Raw genomic sequence first — 19,775 nt, forward strand, 5'->3', positions numbered from 1 at the left:
ACTGGCAAAATTGTACTGATGCACCCGCCAAGCAAGCGACCGGCCGCGTAACCAAGGGCGATCACGGGTAGCAACTTTGCAGCGACCGCTTCCTGCGCGTTCCTGCCGCTTGCACCAGGTCCGCAGTCAGCCCAGAGCAGTCGGTCGTTACCGTGCGTATGACACAGCGATCCGGTTCACCCAACTTCGACAGTTCGGACGCTGATTTGAGCAGCTTGCGGACTTCGGGTTACTACTTTTCAAAGGGTTAGTGCGAGAGTGCGTGCAGAATTGAGTGGCGTTTGTCATCACACGCGTTAGGTATTTGATGCATTGAATTAATGGCTTTTTGCGTGGTAACGTCGCCACATAATGTATACGCGCATCTCCAAGACCGGAGGCCGCCAATACCTGCAACTGGTCGAGTCCTTTCGAAATGACAGCGGCAAGGTCCGCACGCGCGTCGTGGCCAACTTTGGACGCCTCGACCAGATCACGCACGAACAGCTTGATCCGCTGATCAACGGGCTCAACCGGGCCGTCGGCCGGGCGCATAATACGTCGTCGGAGGTCATCCAGGAGCCCGGGCTTCGCTTCGGCGATGTCTTCGCCCTCCACAAACTCTGGCGGGACATTGGGATCGATACGGCCCTGAAGCGTGCAATGCGGTCCTCACGCCGGGAAATCGACGCCGAGGCGCTGGTCCGGGCCATGGTGTTCAACCGCCTGTGAGATCCCACGAGCAAACTGGGCTGCCTGCGCTGGCTGGAGACGGTCGCGATGCCGACCATGCCCGAGACCGTCACCCATCAGCATCTTCTGCGCGCCATGGATGCGCTGATGGATCACGCCGAGGCCGTCGAGGTCGCCCTGGCCCGCCAGATCCGACCATTGGTCGATCGTGATCTGGCCATCGTCTTCTGTGACCTCACTACCGTGCGCATCCACGGCGAGGGGGATATGGGCGAAGACCTGCGCGCCTTCGGCTTGAACAAGGAGAACCGCCCTGCTTCTGCGCCGGAGGAAATGTGCCACGTTTGATGTCGCGGTAGATGCTTGCCCGAGAGCAGGCCACGATTTCGCAAACTGCTTTGATAGGCAACAGGATGTCTTGGGGGCTGTCTTCGTGGTTCATTCTTCTTCTCCAGTTGGTGAACTGAAGAAGAAATGATGTCGATCAGTGTCAATCCCGGAGCAAAATCGGCCAAGTTCCCGGTGTAAAATTGGACAGTTTGGTTGGGAGTTAGCCGCGCCTTGGCGCGCGTGCTCTCCAGATAGCTGACGCGTGCCAAGGCGCGCTGGCCGCAGGCGCGCCCTTTTGATCCAGGGTTTATGGATTTCAGATTTGGGCTTTACGGCTTTCGCGCAACCGGAAGCTTTCGCCGTTCATTTCGAGGATATGTACGTGATGGGTCAGGCGGTCCAGAATTGCGCCCGTGAGGCGCTCTGAGCCGAAGACCTCGGTCCATTCATCGAATGGCAGGTTGGAGGTGATGACGATGGAGCCACGCTCGTAGCGTTGGGAGATTACCTCGAAGAGCAACTCAGCGCCGGTTTTGCTGAGAGGAACGAAGCCAAGTTCGTCGATGATCAGAAGGTCCTGGCTGACCAGCAGCTTTTGCAGACGCTGCAGGCGCCGTTCGTCGGCAGCTTCGATCAGTTCATGGACCAGGGCAGCGGCGGTTGTGAATCGGACTTTCTGGCCTCTCTGGCAAGCCGCCAGTCCGAGCCCCAGGGCGACATGCGTCTTACCGGTGCCACTCGGGCCCAGGGCGATGACGTTCTCGCGCCGGTCCACGAAGGCGCAGCGGGCCAGTTCCATGGTCAGGGTCTTGTTCAGTGACGCAATCACCTTGAAGTCGAAGCTGTCCAAGCTCTTGGTTGCCGGGAACTTGGCGTCCTTGATCCGGCGTTCGATCATCCGGCGTTCGCGCTCGATCAACTCCAGTTCACAGAGCCGCAGCAGGTAGTGGACATGGTCCTTGTTCTCCGCCGCGCATTGTCGGGCCTGCTTGTCGTACTCGCTGTTGAAGGTCGGCAGGCGCAGCTTCTTGAGATGATGCTGCAGCAGGACCTGCGGGGTATCGGTCATGCCGCGGCTCCGGACATCAGCACCTTGTAGCTGGCCGGGTCCGTCGTCTCGACCTGTGCCTTGGGCAGGTAGGGATAGATGTCGAGATCAAGCCGCGGTGGGCGCTTCTCGATCCGGCACAGCACGAGATGCTTGACCGCATCGTAGCCGATGGTGCCGTGGCCGAGAGCGTACTTGATGGCGCCATGGACATGGGCCATCTCGAAGGTCTCCAGCAGGCGCAGAACCTGCACGTACTCGCGTTTGCCCTTCTTGCCCATCCGCGCTTCCAGCAACCGGTGCAGGGTGGCGAACTCGGTGGGCAGGTCCCAGCCTTTGAGTGGGGCGGCCTGATCCAATGCCCCGACCTTTTGCTCCAGCAGAGGCAGGTAGTGCATCGGATCGAAGACCATGTCAGCCTTCTCGTAGGACCGGCGGTGGCGGGCGATCACCTCTGCGCCGCAGCCGATGACCACCTCATGGACGTAGCCCCGGACCTGAACCTCGTGGTGCGCATAGGCCACCGGAACGGAATAATCGTTGTTGCGGTAGCGGACCATCGAGATCGACGTCGCCCGCGTGCTGACCTTCTCGCAGGCATCATAGGGCGTGGGCGGCAGTGCCATCAGCGCATCCAGGTCGCGCATAAGGCGCTCGCCGATTGGCTCGGTGTGGCCACGCACAGTATCGTCCTGGCGCCCCAGGCATTGTTCTTCCAACCAGGCGTTGAGATCATCGAAGCTGTCGAACCGGGGCGCAGGCACGAGAAAGTTCCGTCGCCCGTAGCCGATTACGCCTTCGACATTGCCTTTGTCGTTGCCCTTTCCCGGCCGACCGAACTTGTCCTCGAACAGGTAATGCGACTGCAACTCGGAAAAGATCCTGGTTCGCTCCCGCTTTCCATCCATTGCCTGGCAGGGCATGTCCTTACATGCCCGAGAGGGGCCGCAGATCTTCGCCACCGCGATCGTGGTGTTGTCATACAGGATCGACAACGGCACCCCGCCGAAGAACGCAAAGGCTGAGACATGCCCGTCGCAGAACGCTTCGGTGGTCTCGGCAGGATAGGCTTTGATGAAGAACGCGTCCGAATGCGGCAACGCCATCGCAAAATAGTGCAGCTTGCACTCGAACCCGTCAATCACACCAAGCGTCTCGCCAAAATCCACCTGCGCGTGACCGGGCGCGTGCGACAGTGGGACGAACACTTCCTTTGATCGGCGTTGCTTCTCGCGGACATAATCCGTGATGATCGTGATCCCCCCGGTGAAGCCATGCTCGTCCCGCAGCCGGGCATGGATGCGCTTGGCCGTATGCCGCTGCTTCTTGATGACCCGTTTGTCGTCTTCCAGGATCTGATCGATAATCGGAATGAACGGATCAAGCTTCGGGCGGACAGGCAAAGCAGTTCGCCGATATCCCGGGGGAACGGAATGCAGCAGGATCTTTGCCACCGTTTTGCGGTCGATCCCAAAAAGACGACCAGCTGCACTCTTGCTCATACCATCAACATGGCACGCCCGACGGACACGGTTGTATAAGTCCACAGAATACATCTCCCCACCCTCCGCTCATCAGCATCAGGTGTCAGAATGCGGAATTTTGATCCGCGACGGTCAGATCATCAGACCGTTTCTGTGGTCATTTTGTCTCCGGGAATCGCAGCAGGTGGGGAAGCATCTGTCATAGCTTCGCGATTACGCAGGTCGGAGCAACGCGTTGAGGAAGATGTAAGGAGATTGTCAGGACCTCGCAGCGTTGCAGGCGACATCAAGACGGTGACCTAATGACGAAGACTATACACGAATGTAGTCTAGATGGGAAGCAAAGTGGTCGCGATCCATGGCGCGGTGGTAATCTTTAGTCACATACTGGATGGCGCCCTCGTCACGGAAGGGTTGCACATCGCAGGTTCCGCCCGGGACCAAGTGTGACCAGATCCGGTCCATCTCCAAACTGATATCGATGCTGTCGAAGAATGCCTGTCGCCTGACAATTAGGTCAGGGTCCATCTCAGCGAGAAGGTGCCAGTGCGGGTTGCTGTCGGCTTTTTCAAGGAATGCGAACCAGAGCAGGCGCTCGTCAGGACGTTCCTGCCAGTTCGAGCCGACAATCAGCCTGTTTACGCGTGCATCCCAGTTTTTGAGTGCCCTCTTCATCTTGTCGTATGAGGCCGTCGGATCATTCGCGGTCAACGTGATGAAATAGTCGAAATGGTGACGCCGCAGTCGTTCTCGCATTTCTTTGACGGCTCTGTACCGATCATCAGCCTTGAGAGAACTTGTGCCATGCGGCGGATAACTCATTTTGCTTTCCTTTCTGTCGCCTTCTTCCGCGCGATCCAGCGGACCCGATCGGCTTGTGGCGCGCGTTCACATGACCTATGTGGTCAGTTCCGGATTGCAAGTCATTGAACCCAAGAGGCAAAAGTCTCGAGCTGGTAGTCGGCGCAAGCGCCTAAAATTCGCCTGTGAGCGTGATCCAGTTTTTCATGGGGTCAGCGAGAGACGGCTGCGAGATCGCACTCATGCGCGATATTTGGTGCTCTGGGGCGCTCTGCGACCTAGGGGCGGGCGTTTGGCAGCGGACGCGCCGATGCGATGTCCCTGTCGGACTATACCTGCCAGCTAGAACACATGGCGCGAGCACACCTTTTCATTCCCGCGCCAAGTGTATGTTCATGTGTCACCTGTAAAATCGCGTCAGGAGCGACGACTTGCCAGAGGTAGGGGCCGGGTCGTCAAACCCCCAAAAATGCCACTCGGCAGCGATATTCGGGGCTCTGAGGGCGCAGACGTGATGCGCCCCCACATTGTCGCCGCTCTCAGTCGCGCTGTTCCTCGATCAACTGATCGAACCGTGCCTCCCAGACATCCATCATCCGCTCAAGGGTTTCGAAATAGGTCCGGCGCTCAGCACCGCAAAGCCTCTTGAACCGGTCGACGGCAGGTTGCGGTCCCCGGATGTTGATCTGTGCTTCGGGGACAGGCTCAACCGTCCTGGAAATCGCGCTCCACGTTTCCGGCATGTATTCCCTCATCGCCACCCGCGTCAGCATCAGCGGGTCAATCCCGGTGGCTCTGGAAAAGGCCGGGATCCGCTCGATCGGCATCCGCATCACGCCGGTCTTTAGCATGGAGATCACATTTGATCGCTCGAACCCGACTTCATTGGCGATCTCGGTCTGCGTCTTGCCGCTGGCCTCTGCGATCAGGCGGGCGGTGGGGCTGTCAGTCATGTCGTACCTCTTCAATATGTTGCTTATGAAGAGATTATAGAAGGCGCGCCGGGGCCCTTGATCGGGTCGTGGGCTTGTGGACACGAAGTCCTAGGTCAGGTCGGAGAATGTCCCTGGGGGCATTCTGGGTGCGGGTCGTGCAATGGCACCGAACCTTGGAGTTGAGATTTTCCACTCCCGGCGGCAGCCTGCGACAATTCCAGATATTGTTCAGCCAGGATCTCGGTCAGATAGTGTTGCTGTGCTGGCTCCTTCCTCCGGCAAGTGCAACTTGAGCACTGAGCGGATCGCGCTCCACATTTCGGGCATATATTCCGTCATCGCTGTGTTGAGCAACAACACGGGATCGATGCCGGTGCTCTCCGCGATGGCCGGGATGCGTTCGATCGGAACGCGCATCTCGCCGGATTTCATCATTGAGACAACATTGGGGCGAGCAAAGCCCGTCTCGTTCGCTATTTCCCGCTGTGTCTTGCCGCTGGCTCGGATCGCCTGATCCAGGAGAGCCGCAGTTGTGCCGTGAGTCCTCATGAAACTGTCTCTCCGACTTCGCTCGGGCGAACTTGATTGTCAGCGCTGACTGATATATACTTGGGAAACGTGCCGCCGACCAGCGACATTTGCATATCCACCCAAATTCTTGACGGTGATTCCGGGAACATGACCGGCGCTATGAGGCAGTGGAAGCCGACAGGATCAGCACCTGGCGCTTTGCGCGAACGCTGAAAAGGACAGAGGCTCTGCGGGACCGCATCCTCTGGCTCTCCGCTCGGCGGCTCATAGCGACTGGAGAGTGCTGGACCGTTGAGGTCTTAACCGCGTTTGACCCGAAGGGGTCAGGATGTCGGGGCTATTGCGGGAGCAAGGACGCCGCCCGCTGCGCAGATGGTCTGCTGTGCTAGGCCCTTATGCAGCACGTTCGACGGAGCAAAGTGTACATCCCCCGCCATCTTCTGGGTCGGCTCTTGCCGATTTCTCGCGTCGTGTAGTGCGATGCGTCACAGGAGGTGGCGGGGGATAAGACTGTCTCTGGAGCAAGGCGACAGAATAGGACAACGTCTTCAAAGACATTCATGATCTGTTGAGATGATTGAATTCCTCCTTGAAATCAGAAGGCAGAACTGCAGCGAAGTTGAAGAGCTGTTCATGAACGCACAGAGGATTGCTCACTTGCCCCATCTCGACAGGCGAAGGCAGGTCATCAGAACGCAACACAGATGAGGGACCAGAAGACGAGCATGCTTGGAAATCGCTACTACACCGGCCCTGTCAGTGACCACTTCGATGGCAGAAGGTTCCACTCGCCTGGCCAGCCTTCGCCCGATCGTTCTCTGCGTGATCTCTTGCGCTGGAGGCGGGAGGGAAAGCGGGCAAGCTGGCCCGAAGACGTTCCGATCACCCCTGCCAGACCCCCTGTTCGCAGCGATCTGCCGCGGCTTACCATGGTCGGCCATGCATCGGTTCTGATCCAGGTCGCAGGGCTTAACCTACTGACCGATCCAGTCTGGTCGGACCGCGCGAGTCCGCTGAGTTTCGTTGGACCGAAACGCGTGACCGCACCTGGGATCGACTTTGACCATCTGCCACCGATTGACGCCGTCCTCCTCAGTCACAACCACTACGATCACCTCGACATCGCGACCCTCAGGCGACTGCAGGCGGTACATCGCCCGCTGATGGTGATGCCGCTTGGCACGGATGCGACAGTTCGAAAATCCCTTCGGGATGCACGGATTGCGACCGGTGACTGGCATGACCGGATCACGCTGTCGACTGGAGTCTCTGTCAGCCTGACGCCCGCCAACCACTGGTCGTCGCGCGGGCTTGGGGATCGGCGGATGGCACTATGGTGCGGCTTCTGGATCGACTGTCCTCGTGGACAGATCTGGTACGCCGGTGACACAGGCTACGGCGATGGCGCCGTCTTTCGCGATATCCGCGACCGCTACGGCGCGCCTGATATCGCGTTGATCCCGATCGGCGCCTACGAGCCGCGCTGGTTCATGTCCGCCCAGCATGTTGCACCCGAAGACTCTGTCCGCATCTTCAAGGACGTCGGCGCAGGCCGGGCACTCGGGTACCACTGGGGCACCTTCCAGCTGACCGATGAGCCGCGCGAGGAACCGAAAGAGCTCCTGCAAACCGCGCTTGCCGCCAAAGGGATCGCGCCGGACCGTTTTGTCGCCTTCTGTCCCGGCGAGGTCAGCCTAGCGAAAGCTGCGGGAGGATTCTATGGGGCTTGATTGTGTGAGCGAGCAAGATCCACAGAGTTGGGTCGGCAAAGTGGACTGAATTGTTCCGTGCTTCTGATATGTTCATCTGACATTGCATCAAATCCACCTGACCAAAGCGGCAGCGCGCCTATCAGAAGGAAATCTCACGGCAGGAAACAGCGCATTAATTTCACTTTCACGGGAACATCCCGCCACTGAAGGATCGTTGATCCTCTAACAGACATGGAGGTGAAAATGACCTATACCCGCTTTTTCCTGATGATTGCCGTTTCGACGGTCGTGATGTTCGGGCTGATGTACCTGAACACTTACCTATTCGCTCACGTATTCTGGTCGGAAACGCGCGCCTACATGGCCGTATTGATGGGTGCTGTCATGGCCTTCATCATGCTTGCTTTCATGCTGGGAATGTATCGCAACCGCGCCCTGAATGTCGCCATCCTCGTGGGATCCATCTTGGTTTTTGCGGCGACTCTTTGGCTCGTGCGCTCGCAGGTCACGGTGCAGGACCGCGCCTACATGCGGGCGATGATTCCGCACCACTCGATTGCCATCATGACGTCCTCGCGTGCTGAGATTACCGACCCGCGCGTTCGGACGCTGGCTGACGACATCATCTACGCGCAGGACAAGGAAATCGCCGAAATGCGTTACCTGATTGCGGATATATCGGCCAATGGCGAAGCGCAGCCGCAGGGCACGGGTTCGATTTCCGAACTGACAGGCGCTGAAACCGCGCTCGCCACCGAGGTCGTCGCAAAGGTCGATCCTGAGTTCCTGGGCGAGGACGATATCACGAAAGTCTTCCCGGACGGCGCTGCCTGCCGCTTCACCTATACCGAAACCAGTTTGCCCGTGCTTGTCACGGGCCAGAATGCCGCGCTGATCAAGATCAGCGGCGATCTTGTGCGCCTCGATGCGAATGGGGAAGGCTTTGCCGCCGGACCGATTATGGCAGAGGTTCGCCCTACAGATCACGAGGGCCTGCATGACCTGATCATCACCACTGGGCCGGATTACATGGCGGGGTTCCGCGGTCAGTACAATTGCGTGAATTGAGGAGAAGCCAGTGCCCAAGGATCGCAACCAGACTGGACGTGTCTCGCTTTGTGCCGCCCGGAGCGCTCGTTTGAGCCATGTTCCGTTCGGCGGCGACATGGCTTTTCCAGCCTGTCCTGAGCATTCTTGAGACACTGGCTCCCACCAGTATGCCTTGCCACGCTGTCCCAACAAAGACGACCGAGCGATCCAAAGTCAGGTCATTTGAAGCGGCGAATGGGTTCCACCAGATACTATCCACAGTGGCGCGCTTGTGAACAAAAAGACTGTCTCTTTACGGAACATCGTCACATGCCCAAACGTTTAAGAATTGTTACCGTGCTGGAGACGCACTTGAAGCGGCCATCGGCTCTCGCGTGCATGTAGAAGGAGACTTCGAAATCGCAACACATGATATAGCTTCGCAGTCACACTCTCCGCGACACCGAAACTGGTCTGTTTCGATCTTGGGTTGGGTTTGCATCGTGTTCGGACTGGTCATATCCGCCGGAGGTGTTTGGCTGATAGTGCTTGGCGGCAGCTGGTATTACGGGCTGGCAGGGATTGGCCTGATTGCTACAGGCGTTCTGCTGAATTATCACAAGATAGAGGCCGTTTGGCTCTATATCCTTGTATGGATTGGAACCCTCGGCTGGTCTTGGTGGGAGGTGGGACCGAACTGGTGGGCCCAAGTTCCTCGTCTGGTGGCCCCTACGTTGATCCTTCTCCTCATTGTACTTTGTATCCCAGCTTTGGTGCGCCGACGGTGATCCCCAATTTCAAAGGAACCCCCATGCCCCGTTTCGTCTCAGCATTCGCGGTCAGCCTCCTGATCGCCTCAAATGCGGCCATAGCCCAGCAAGCGGACGCTCCCGCCTCGGATGCCACTGGGGATATGCAATCAGGGACTTCGGTCGCACCGCAGCCTGACGCTGCGGCGCGGCCCGTTGTGGTGACTGACACGGTGCCAACGGAAGGGACTGCCAGCCCGGTTGCGGCTACCGGCCCCCGACCCCTGCGTGACGTCGGAACCGATTGGCCCAACTGGGGCGGTGATGCCGATGCGACCCGCTACTCGCCCCTCCACCAGATCACTCCCGAGAATGTTCACGAGCTTGAGGAGGTTTTTACCTATCATACCGGCGACCTTCCCGAAGGCGCCGCAGAGGGCAAATATTCGCCCGAGACGACACCTCTGAAGGTCGGCGATGACCTGCTGATGTGTTCGGCCATGAATGTCCTGATCTCCGTCGATGCAGCGTCAGGCGAGGAAAACTGGCGCTTCGATCCGGGTGTGCCGAACGAGGCGATCCCCTACGGCGCAAGCTGTCGGGGCGTGTCGCTCTACACCGACCCCGACGCGGCAGAAGGCGCGCCCTGTGCGACCCGCGTGATTGAGGGCACACTCGACGCCAAGCTGGTCGCGGTTGACGCCGGCACCGGGAGCCCTTGCGAAAGCTTTGGCGAGGATGGCACGGTCGATCTGTGGCAGGACATCGGGGAACGCGTGCCCGGCTGGTATGCCGTCACGGCTCCACCCGCCATCGTGCGTGGCGTGGTCGTGACTGGCGCACAGGTAAAAGATGGTCAGGCCGAAGATGCTCCGTCCGGCGTGATCCGTGGCTATGACGCCATCAGCGGCGAACTTCGGTGGGCCTGGGACCTGGCCGCGCCGGAGCAGAACCGGAACGGCCCGCCCGAGGGCGAAGTCTACACCCGCGGCACGCCGAACATGTGGATGACAGCCACCGCTGACGAAAACCTGGGATATGTCTATTTGCCGCTCGGTAACTCTTCGGTCGACTACTATGGTTCAAACCGCAGTGAAGCCGAGAATGAGTATGCCACCTCGCTCTTGGCGCTGGACGCCACGACCGGCGAGGAGGTCTGGCACTTCCAGACGGTGCGCCATGATGTTTGGGACTATGACCTCGGCTCGCAGGCGACGCTGATCGACTTTGAGGGAACCCCGGCGATCCTTCTTCCATCCAAGCAGGGCGACATCTACATCCTGAACCGTAAAACCGGCGAACCGCTGACCCCGGTGGCCGAACTGACCGGGTTGCCTCAAGGCGAAGTCGAACCTGGCTTCATTTCCGACACTCAGCCCGTTTCGGCCTGGCACACGCTGCGCAAAGACCCACTGGAAGAGAAGGACATGTGGGGCTTCACCCCCATCGATCAGCTTTTCTGCCGGATCATGTATCGTCAGGCGAATTACGAAGGTTTCTTCACACCGCCCTCCTCGGACAAACCCTGGATCCAATACCCCGGGTATAATGGCGGATCCGACTGGGGCTCGGTCGCCGTTGACGCCGAGCGCGGCATCATCATCGCCAACTATAATGACGTTCCGAACTACAACAGGCTGCTACCGCGCGAGGAAGCGGACCAGCTTGGGCTGGAACCGATCAACGAAAAGCAGGGCGTCGAAAGCTCCGGCACCAACGCCGAAGGGGCAGGCGATGCGCAAGCAGGCTCGCCTTATGCGATCGACGTCAATGCTGGCTGGCGCTCACCCCTGACGGGGATGCCCTGCACTCGCCCCCCTTATGGCGGCATCCGAGCCATAGATATGAAGACCGGCGAGACGCTGTGGGATCGCCCCCTTGGCACGGCACGCAGGAACGGACCGTTCGGCATCCCCTCCTTCCTGCCCCTGGATATCGGGACGCCCAACAACGGTGGGTCTGTGGTGACCGCGAGCGGACTTGTCTTCATCGCTGCAGCCACCGACAACCTGTTCCGGGCTATCGACATCGAAACGGGGGAGACATTGTGGTCCACGGTCCTGCCTGCCGGCGGGCAAGCTAACCCGATCACCTACGAACAGGGCGGTCGCCAATTCGTTATGGTCACGGCCATGGGACATCACTTCATGGAAACGCCGGTGGGCGATGAAGTGATCGCCTGGGCGCTGCCGCGGGAGTAATCTGCGACAGCTCAGCGACGCCTCTTAGAGGTAAATGAGATGGGCCATTCGGATGTTTGGCGGGCAGTCAACCAACGTTTGCATGCCAGCAGTGGAGACTGGACCTGCCCAAAGGCTGCTTTCGCCTTAGCGGAGCATAAACTTCCTGACCGACCTCTCGCTCACGGCGTGAGGACTGGGAGGGCAGACAAATACGCCGATGGGCTAGATGGGGCTGCAGGTAGAGGGGCCGCCGGGTTTCAATCCCTGAAAGTGCCGCCCTGATCAGAACATCAGCGCACGCGCGTGCCGCTTCAGCGTCCCAGTGCAGCGGTTTGTCTGATTTCGGCAGCGGTGCATCCGCGTCCGGGATTGCCACACCGTGCGGCCAGTCGGCCGGGCAGATCGCGACATACCATGCATATCTGCCGACGCCTCCCTTGAACTTCGGATAGCGGATCGAGACCAGGCATCCCGTCGGGGGGACCTGATCCAGGTTGGCAACGCCTTCGGCTTGCGCATATCCGGGGGCGGTCGTGGTCAACCAAGTTTGTTCGTAAATATCTTGGCACGCTTCGTCGTCGATCCGTCAATCGTGCAAATGACGCAGGCACTCCATCGCGCCCGCGTCCTTACTTCCCCGTGGAAACGCGCCAAGAGTGATGATGTTCCAGAGGCAGGGGTAGGGTCGTCAAAACCGTTAGATGCAACTCAGCAGCAAATTCCCGGGCTCTGCGGGGGCATGGGTGTCACGCCACCCCATTCACGCCGTTTTCAGTCCCGCTGTTCTTCGATCAACTGATCGAAGCGGGCCTCCCAGACGTCCATCATCCGCTCAAGCGTTTCGAAATAGGTTCGCCGCTCGGCACCGCAAAGCCGCTTGAACCGGTCGACGGCAGGTTGCGGTCCCCGAATGTTGATCTGTGCTTCGGGGACGGGCTCGACCGTCTGGGAGATCGCGTTCCACGTTTCCGGCATATATTCGGTCATCGCCACCCGCGTCAGCATCAGCGGGTCGATCCCGGTGGCCCTGGAAAAGGCTGGGATCCGCTCGATGGGCATCCGCATCACGCCGGTCTTTAGCATGGAGATCACATTTGATCGCTCGAACCCGACTTCATTGGCGATCTCGGTCTGCGTCTTGCCGCTGGCGTCGATGGCCTCTGCGATCAGGCGGGCGGTGGGGCTGTCAGTCATGTCGTACCTCTTCAATATGTTGCTTATGAAGAGATTATAGAAGGCGAGCCGGAGACCTTGATCGGGTCGTGGGCTTGTGGACACGAAGTCCTAGGTCAGATCGGAGAATGTCCCTGGGGGCATTCCGGGTGCGGGTCGTGCCACGGTGCCGAACCTTGGAGTTGCTTCCAAAACAGGAGATCAAGCTTGAACTTCAATCTCCGTAATAACGATAAAATCCGTACGAGGTATAAAAATCAGTACCGACGTTTTTGTTGATCTGCCTAAGGTTTTTGTTGCATGCAAACAGGACAACGAACGCGAAGGAAGCGATCAATGGATCAGAACAAGAAATCAATGGCGGACCAAGCGTATGAGCGGCTTGTAGAGTTCGAGCAGACATTTGGGGGCTCTGAATTTTTCGAAGAAGGTTACATCCGTACCGTAGAGTATATCTGCGGCTTGTCGGAACTCCTTTTTGGAAGAGATGAAGCATCAGCCTGCTTTGATGCGATGGCGCGCAAAACGTTCTCTCTAACTGACCAAGATCTATCATGGCGGCAGGTGTTGGAAGATGAATACAATAGCATATTCAGCGAAACCGCGCTTGGCCAGTTGATCCACGACCTCACAGCGTATGCTGACTACGGGATCGTGGTGAAGTCAGCCTGTTCTCTGGACGACCGGCGCTTGATCTTGAAAGACGATATCGACGCCGCGGAGCGGTTCCTGTCACTTCTTCCTTTGCAACTCTGGAAGCTGCAGCAAGAGCACTTGGTAAAGATACTTCGTAAAGCTCTGGCAAGGTGGAAGCTAGACACCAACAAGCCCGTATGCGCGGACGAACTGGCCCTGCTGTCCGGGCGGGCGTTGCAGACCATCAAGAACAACCTCGGCCTACAGTCAAAGCCGATTAAGGGGAATCAGAATAGGATCGATGCAACAGATGCAATGGACTGGCTGGCAACCCAGAATAATTTCCTATCGTCGATTTGGGAAGATCAGGACGATTTCGACGTGCCGGAAATGCAAGTTGAAGATCTCGGCGAGGTAGTCTTTGTGCCTGTGGCTGCTGACGGGAGCATCTTCCAGCCGAACCATCAACGGGACGGCAGATATCAGATCGATGCTGGCGGTGACATGCTCTCGGTGGCTGATTACCGTAACGCGCTCGCTCAATTGCAGAAAATGCAGAATCCCTATTGGCGTCGCCCAACGAAACAGGGCTCGTGGACACGTGTGCGCGCAATCGAATGGCGTCGCGTGCCAGTCAGTGAGTTGATGGCATTGGCAGCGGCAACAGTCACACCTTAGCGCCAGCACGACTCCATAGTCCAACATTCACGTCAGAGAATTGGTTTCCCACTCGGGGCACCGATCCAAAAACTGTCGGCGAATGACTCTTCAAGCAACTAAACAGAGCAATCTAAGGAGAACGATCAATGACATACCAAGCTTTTCGGCCAATCTTCAAAAGCGAAACCTTTCTTTCCGAGGTCCTCGGTGCCCGCCCGGTAATGTTCGAAAGTTCGTTCGCAGACACGGACGATGCGAAATTTTACTCTGCCGTTCCGGATGTGTCACTGGAGTATGGTATTTCAGAGGCAAAAAGGCAGCGCAGGTTTGATGGCAGGGTCGCGCTTCTTCCGCAGTTAAATCTGAGCGACTATACCTTTCGAGCTGTAATTGACTTCGTCGAGATCAAAGCGAAGTCGCGTGGGTATGTTAACTGGGCGCATCTCTCTGAATGGCTGAAGACCCGTACACAACTTTCTTGCTCAATCACTGGTAACGGAAAAGACAAAGTCTTCATCAAAGTCCAGGAGCCGGATCGACATCACTTAGTGCGATTACTGGACGCTATAAACGAGCATGCGTCGCTGAGCACGGACGGGAATCTGAATGCAGTGGAAGTCAGCATCGATATCTGTCCGACCAAGCAAAGACTACACGAGTATTTACCCGAGAGCCAGCGCTTGAGCCTGGTTGACTACGAGAGGATGAATTGGAGAATGACCGAACATCTCAATCGACACTTTCTTCCACCGCAAGAGTTCTGGGACTATCAACGTGGCAAACCTAGAAGTGTTTATGAAGATGGGATGCACTGGCTCTTCACTCGCCCAAGCGTCGACAGGATTCTCCGCAGTTCCTGGAGTTCGCAGCACGCCTTGATGATCCAAGAATCCCACGGTATACAATTTCCTGTCCATCTGCCCTTCCTGCAGGAGATGGAACCTCGGAACTATCGACAGCCGAATGTGAATGGCACGACGTATTGGGGCGAGAAAAACGGTGATGTAAGCTTCAGGGTCATGTACAAACTCAAAGACAATCAGAATCGAGGCGACGGGGAATTCGAACTGCTTTCAGCTTACGACAGGCGTGCCCGGATTGAAGTCACGTTGAGGGGTAAAGCTCTCAGGGACAACAAACTCGAAAACTGCTGGAACATCGGTGATGGGTTGAGAATGCTGCGACGGAAGTTCTTCAAATTCTGGATCCCGACTTTGCCGCTGACTGCAGATACATGCGTCTCATCGCTAGACCTGGAGAGATTCCAGAGGGGTGGTGTCTTGGCCGTGCTCCAAGCGGCCAAAGCGGAGCGGGAGAGGCACTCACATCTCAATCGCCGCGTTCGAGGCCGTCGTCTCAGAAAAGGGTGGCGCAGGATGGCCAACGATGAACATGAGGGTCTTCAAGCTTACACCCAGATGAACAAGCGGTGTGCAGATGCTTTGTCTCGTACCGAGAAGAGCTGGGCAAATCTGGACTGAGGAAATAGATGCCCGGAGGGAAGAGCTTGGTTGCATCAGTTACTAGTGGGCGGTTCAGCTAGGGGCTTAAATTAGGCTGACCTTACCCGTCACGGACTTGGGCATCGGCCTTTATATCTAGGCCGATGCCATTCGGTCCAAGCCCCTGCAAAACTTCTGGGAATCCAGGAACGTTTCGGCGTAAACGCCACTTTCGTCCTGAATCTGCGCTAAAATCCTGCATTGTCGGTGACCTGCTCCTCGGTCAAGGGTGCGTCGCTGGTCCATCAAAGTGATCCGCCCAGTATCTGTCGTTCACGACCAGCACGGCAACCGCGGTGCTCCTTGTGGCACATGATTGGCCGCCCCGGGTCACTCCGGAGCGGCGGAAAGGTCTGAAACAGCCTTCAGCCCGCGATCAGTTGGCGGATCTTGCCCATCGCGCGATCAAAGTCTTCCTGATAGCTGATGGGTTGATCAAAGCGACCGTGCCTGTCGAAGAGCAGCACATAGGCCGAGTGGTCCATCGTGTACCCGCCATCCTTGAGCGGCACCTTCTGTGCATAGACGCGGAAGGCCCGGATCGCCTTGTCGATCTCTTCGCGCGACCCGGAAACGCCGGTCACGCCCGGCACCCAGGAGACGTAATCCCCCAGCATCTCGGGCGTGTCGCGTTCGGGATCGACGGTGACGAAATAGACCCGCAACTGTTCGCCGTCTTCGGCCAGGGTTGCCTGCCACTCTGCCACATCGCCCAGCGTCGTCGGGCAAACTTCGGGACAATGTGCGAAGCCGAAGAATACGGCCGACGGCGTACCGGTCAGCGAGTCTTCGGTGAAGGTGCTGCCATCGGTCGCGACAAGGCTGTAATCTCCATGGCCCAGAGTATCTGCTACGGAGGCGTTGAGCCGGGGTTCAAGCACCAGGAACCAGCCCGCCGCCAATAGGGCCAGCAGCGCCAGCCCTCCGGCGGAGGCAAGTGCGATCTTGCGTCCGTGTGTCATGACCGCCTCATTTGCCGTCAGCGCCGTGGCCGGCACGTCCGCCATGCCCTGCACGGTTACGGGCCACGACGGGCATGGTCAGCGTTACCTCGCCCGCCTTTTCAAAGACCAGCGTGACCCTGGTGCTGTCTCCTTCGGCCAGGGGACCTGCAAGATCCATGAACATGATATGAAAGCCGCCGGGTTTCAGCATCACGGTTTCGCCTGCCGGGATCGGCAGACCTTGCTCAAGCTCGCGCATCCTCATCACGTCGCCGTCCATCGCCATCTCATGCACCTCCATGCGCGCCGCCGCGTCCGAGCGCGCCGCGATCAGCGTGTCGTCACTGTCCCCGGTGTTGGTGATCGTCAGGAACCCGCCCGCGACCGGCTGGTTCGGCAGGGTCGCGCGGGCAAAGGGGCCGGACAATTCGAGGTCGCCCAGCGTGACGGTGCTATTTAGCGGCATAGCCATCGCGCCGTGCCCTTGATCTTCCATGCCAGCCACAAGCAGGATGTCGGGAGCGGGATTGGATACATCGCGGGACCCGCTGGTGTCGGTCCAATCCGCCGTCCCGTTCGCGCAACTCTGCAGCGACGGGAAATACAGCATGCTACCTGCCTCGGCATCCGGTCCGACCGTGCCCCGCAAAGTGAATTCGTCATACCACCCATCTTCAAGCGCTCCACCCGACCATGTGACCGCGCGTACGCCTTCGGTCATTTCTGTGCCGTGGTTGTCATAGGGCACGGCATATGGACCTGTTTCCGTTGTCAGCGCCCAACCCGCCTTGGGCATCGGTTTGACCGCATAGAACCCTTCGGGGATGTCGATCCTGACTTCATTCGTCGCCTCGCCTTTGCAGCCATGGGGCACGCGAAGAGTGATCTTGGTGGTCGCACCGACCGCGGCTTCTGACTGTTCGAGCGTGGCATGGGCCTGGACCGCACCGGCCAGACAGCCAAGGCCAAGTAGAACAGTGAGAGTTGTGTTCAGATAGTTCATATGAGTCTCCAGAGAGATCCGGGCACACTTTAAATGTGTGCCGCATGACAGGATTGCGCCGATCAAACGACGCGCAAGTTTGTGTCGGGATCAGACGGTACGCGGTGGCGCGCGCACAGAGACATGGGCCGAGAGAAACTGCGGGCCCAGAACAAGATTACGCCCGGAGAGCTGCACAACGACCTGCACGATCCGCTGCGACTTGTCGGGTGCTTTGATACGCGGCGCCTCTGGCAGCTTGTGACAGAACGGGCAGCGGTGATCGTGTTCGGCACCGTCCAGCCCGCAGAGATCCTCGGCCAGAATTCCCATTGCGTGAAACGCATCGAGACGGGCCACATCTTCGCGGTCCGGAGCCAGGTGGTGCGCGGAAAAGACGCTGAGCACCGCGAGCATAAACGCGGTGCAGAACACAAACATTATCCGGCGCAGTTTTTGGACCATGCCGGTTTCTTGCCGCAATCCGGGCGGAAGAGGAAGCCAGAAATCTGGCTGCAGCCATTTTGTGGCCGAGATTGACAATCATGGGTTGAGGGCAGAAGGTCCTAGGTCAGTTAAGCCGATTTCCGTGGGGGCATTCCGGGTGCGGGTCGTACAAAGGCTCCGAACCTTGGAGTTGATGCGGGCAGGTGGGGGGGGGCGGTCTCGGTTTCTGCGAGCAGTTGCTCAACATGGGCGGCTCAGAACCGCCCTTCAAGCCAAGGTCCATGATGACCGGTCTCAGCCCGTTTCCGACATTTATGTTTGGCGTAGCGCCCGCTCTGCCGCAGGTGCGAGATTCCGAGGCAACTTTCACCGAAGCGGATGCTCGGCCTGGCGATGCTCCCGCTTGTGATGCTGCAGGCCGCTCTAATGGCAGCAACGCGCAGGGAGCCGCCTTTGCAAAGTCAGCCCGCTGACGAGATCGGGCGACGTTTCATGCTGCGATGCCGCGAGCAGAAGCTGCCGTTCGCCGCAGATGCATCATTCAAGCGCACCCGACCGTCAGCACAGCGGACCTTGCAGACCTTGAACTTGGTCGGTTGAAAGTCCTCTATGGTGGCGAGTTAACGGTGCGCTCCACCTGCGCGGGGCCAATGCGGATGATAATCGTCGATCACGATGGGATGACTATGGGTCAGCCGACCGTTCAGGTGAGGGTGGTTCTGCGGCAGGTCGTCGTGGGTGTGAGCGACCGATATATCCTTCTCATGTGACCAAAGCAAAATTCCACCCAGAAGCCCCGCACCTGCCACCAGCGCCAGAACGATGAATGCGACGACGGGACCGAAGGCCGTGATCAGCCACCCTGACAGCGGATAGGTCAGCAGCCAGCAGGCATGCGACAGCGCGAATTGGGCCGCGTAGACCGCAGGGCGATCTTCAGGGTGGGCAGATCTTTTCAAAAGGCGGCCAGACGGCGTCAGCACGACCGAATAGCCAACGCCGATGGCGAGCCAGCCCACGAGCAGGACGTTCCATACCGGGCCAGCGACGGCGACCCACAAGCCCAACGTCAACAGCACGACGACCAAGCTGGACGCGCCAGCGATCATGACAGGCCGATCTGGCCGGTTGTCGAGGAGGCGGGGCAGGATCAAGGCGGCCAGCATGGAGCCGCCACCAAAGGCCCCAAGAGCCATGGCAACCTGCGTGTCGCCCAGCCCCAGATCAGATTTGACCAGAATGACTGTATTCACGAGAACCATCGCACCAGCCGCGGCGGCGGCAAGGTTCAGCGACAGTAGCCCCCGCAGCCGTGGCGTCGCCAGATAGATACGCAACCCGCGCGTGGTGCGGTCATAGATGCCGCGGGGCGCGGTGGGTTGCGGACTTGGCAGCAGCACCGAGACGACCAGCAGCGCAGAGCCGATGAATCCGATCACGGTGCCATAGAACAGCACCTGATAGCTGACGAAGGCCAGCAGGATCGCGGCCAGTGTCGGACTGATCAGGTTCTCCAGATCATAGGCCAGCCGTGAGAGGGACAGCGCCCGGGTGTAGCGGTCCTCTTCCGGCAGAATGTCAGGGATCGTGGCCTGGAACGTGGGTGTGAACGCCGCGGAGGCGGATTGCAGCACGAAGATCAGGATATAGACCTGCCAGATTTCAGTAACGAACGGCAGGCACAGCGCAACAACCGCTCGGATCAGGTCAAGGCTGACCAGCATGGCGCGTCGGGGCCAGCGGTTTGCGAAGGCCCCCGCAATAGGCGCAATACCGACGTAGGCCACCATCTTGATCGTGAAGACCGTGCCCAGAACGAGCGCCGCGCGGTCGCCTGCCAAATCGTAGGCCAGCAGTCCAAGCGCGATGGTTGCCATGCCGGTGCCCAGCAGGGCCACAATCTGAGCGAGGAACAGATGGCGATAGGTGCGGTCGGCAAGAACAGAAAGCATCGGCG

16 protein-coding genes and 1 pseudogene are annotated in these 19,775 nt (G+C 58.7%); 6 read left to right on the forward strand and 11 right to left on the reverse strand.

Annotated elements, in window-relative coordinates; translation table 11 throughout:
- Positions 1-351: 351 nt before the first annotated feature.
- A pseudogene (locus CHB75_RS22165) lies at positions 352-978 on the forward strand (IS1634 family transposase); the annotation flags it as partial.
- On the opposite strand, the gene CHB75_RS22530 reads toward CHB75_RS22165, so the two are convergent.
- The 6 genes from CHB75_RS22530 to CHB75_RS18680 all read right to left on the reverse strand — a co-directional run bounded on the left by CHB75_RS22530 (position 911) and on the right by CHB75_RS18680 (position 5,819).
- Entirely contained in the window at positions 911-1,114 is a 204-nt protein-coding gene (locus CHB75_RS22530; RefSeq protein ID WP_089273295.1) for a helix-turn-helix transcriptional regulator, read from the reverse strand. The pseudogene CHB75_RS22165 and the gene CHB75_RS22530 overlap by 68 nt on opposite strands.
- A 204-nt stretch (positions 1,115-1,318) precedes the next feature.
- On the reverse strand, positions 1,319-2,071 hold the full coding sequence (gene istB / locus CHB75_RS18660; protein WP_089273297.1) for an IS21-like element helper ATPase IstB: 753 nt from the start codon (positions 2,069-2,071) through the stop codon (positions 1,319-1,321).
- Entirely contained in the window at positions 2,068-3,606 is a 1,539-nt protein-coding gene (gene istA / locus CHB75_RS18665) for an IS21 family transposase (RefSeq protein WP_089273299.1), read from the reverse strand. Before istA ends, istB begins: the two co-directional genes overlap by 4 nt.
- A 240-nt stretch (positions 3,607-3,846) precedes the next feature.
- Positions 3,847-4,356, reverse strand: a complete 510-nt coding sequence (locus CHB75_RS18670) for a hypothetical protein (protein WP_089273301.1) — start codon at positions 4,354-4,356, stop codon at positions 3,847-3,849.
- Positions 4,357-4,874: 518 nt separating this feature from the next.
- Positions 4,875-5,288, reverse strand: coding sequence for a hypothetical protein (locus CHB75_RS18675; protein WP_089273303.1), 414 nt, complete (start codon positions 5,286-5,288; stop codon positions 4,875-4,877).
- Positions 5,289-5,498: 210 nt separating this feature from the next.
- Positions 5,499-5,819, reverse strand: a complete 321-nt coding sequence (locus CHB75_RS18680) for a helix-turn-helix domain-containing protein (protein WP_089273305.1) — start codon at positions 5,817-5,819, stop codon at positions 5,499-5,501.
- 911 nt (positions 5,820-6,730) lie between these two features.
- Between CHB75_RS18680 and CHB75_RS18685 the strand changes: the two genes are divergently transcribed.
- The 3 genes from CHB75_RS18685 (at position 6,731) to CHB75_RS18700 (ending at position 11,492) form a co-directional block, all read left to right on the forward strand.
- Positions 6,731-7,531: an MBL fold metallo-hydrolase gene (locus CHB75_RS18685; RefSeq protein ID WP_245841068.1), complete on the forward strand. Its 801-nt coding sequence runs from the start codon at positions 6,731-6,733 to the stop codon at positions 7,529-7,531.
- A 225-nt stretch (positions 7,532-7,756) separates the two neighbouring features.
- Positions 7,757-8,581 carry a DUF305 domain-containing protein gene (locus tag CHB75_RS18690; RefSeq protein ID WP_176439204.1) on the forward strand — a complete coding sequence of 275 codons (825 nt, stop codon included), beginning with the start codon at positions 7,757-7,759 and terminating at the stop codon, positions 8,579-8,581.
- Between the two features lie 772 nt (positions 8,582-9,353).
- A complete protein-coding gene (locus CHB75_RS18700) occupies positions 9,354-11,492 on the forward strand; it encodes a pyrroloquinoline quinone-dependent dehydrogenase (protein ID WP_089273309.1) in 2,139 nt (712 codons plus the stop codon).
- A 753-nt stretch (positions 11,493-12,245) separates the two neighbouring features.
- On the opposite strand, the gene CHB75_RS18710 is transcribed toward CHB75_RS18700, so the two are convergent.
- Complete coding sequence (locus tag CHB75_RS18710; protein ID WP_089273311.1) at positions 12,246-12,668, reverse strand: hypothetical protein; 423 nt, start codon at positions 12,666-12,668, stop codon at positions 12,246-12,248.
- Between the two features lie 315 nt (positions 12,669-12,983).
- Here CHB75_RS18710 and CHB75_RS18715 point away from each other — a divergent pair, with 315 nt between their 5' ends.
- Both CHB75_RS18715 and CHB75_RS18720 read left to right on the forward strand, forming a co-directional pair.
- Positions 12,984-13,961, forward strand: a complete 978-nt coding sequence (locus tag CHB75_RS18715) for a hypothetical protein (protein ID WP_089273313.1) — start codon at positions 12,984-12,986, stop codon at positions 13,959-13,961.
- 128 nt (positions 13,962-14,089) lie between these two features.
- The gene (locus tag CHB75_RS18720) at positions 14,090-15,424 is read left to right on the forward strand and encodes a hypothetical protein (protein WP_089273315.1); all 1,335 of its coding nucleotides are present in this window, start codon (positions 14,090-14,092) and stop codon (positions 15,422-15,424) included.
- Positions 15,425-15,810: 386 nt separating this feature from the next.
- On the opposite strand, the gene CHB75_RS18725 is transcribed toward CHB75_RS18720, so the two are convergent.
- From CHB75_RS18725 to CHB75_RS18745, 4 genes are all read right to left on the reverse strand, one after another.
- Positions 15,811-16,407, reverse strand: a complete 597-nt coding sequence (locus CHB75_RS18725) for an SCO family protein (RefSeq protein ID WP_089273358.1) — start codon at positions 16,405-16,407, stop codon at positions 15,811-15,813.
- Between the two features lie 7 nt (positions 16,408-16,414).
- On the reverse strand, positions 16,415-17,392 hold the full coding sequence (locus CHB75_RS18730; protein WP_089273317.1) for a DUF1775 domain-containing protein: 978 nt from the start codon (positions 17,390-17,392) through the stop codon (positions 16,415-16,417).
- Positions 17,393-17,482: 90 nt separating this feature from the next.
- Entirely contained in the window at positions 17,483-17,836 is a 354-nt protein-coding gene (locus tag CHB75_RS18735) for a hypothetical protein (protein WP_089273319.1), read from the reverse strand.
- A 602-nt stretch (positions 17,837-18,438) separates the two neighbouring features.
- Positions 18,439-19,770 (reverse strand): MFS transporter, encoded by a 1,332-nt coding sequence (locus CHB75_RS18745; RefSeq protein ID WP_089273322.1) that lies wholly within the window; start codon positions 19,768-19,770, stop codon positions 18,439-18,441.
- Between the last annotated feature and the right edge of the window lie 5 nt (positions 19,771-19,775).

The sequence above is a fragment of the Puniceibacterium sediminis genome, assembly GCF_900188035.1.
GTDB lineage: Bacteria > Pseudomonadota > Alphaproteobacteria > Rhodobacterales > Rhodobacteraceae > Puniceibacterium > Puniceibacterium sediminis.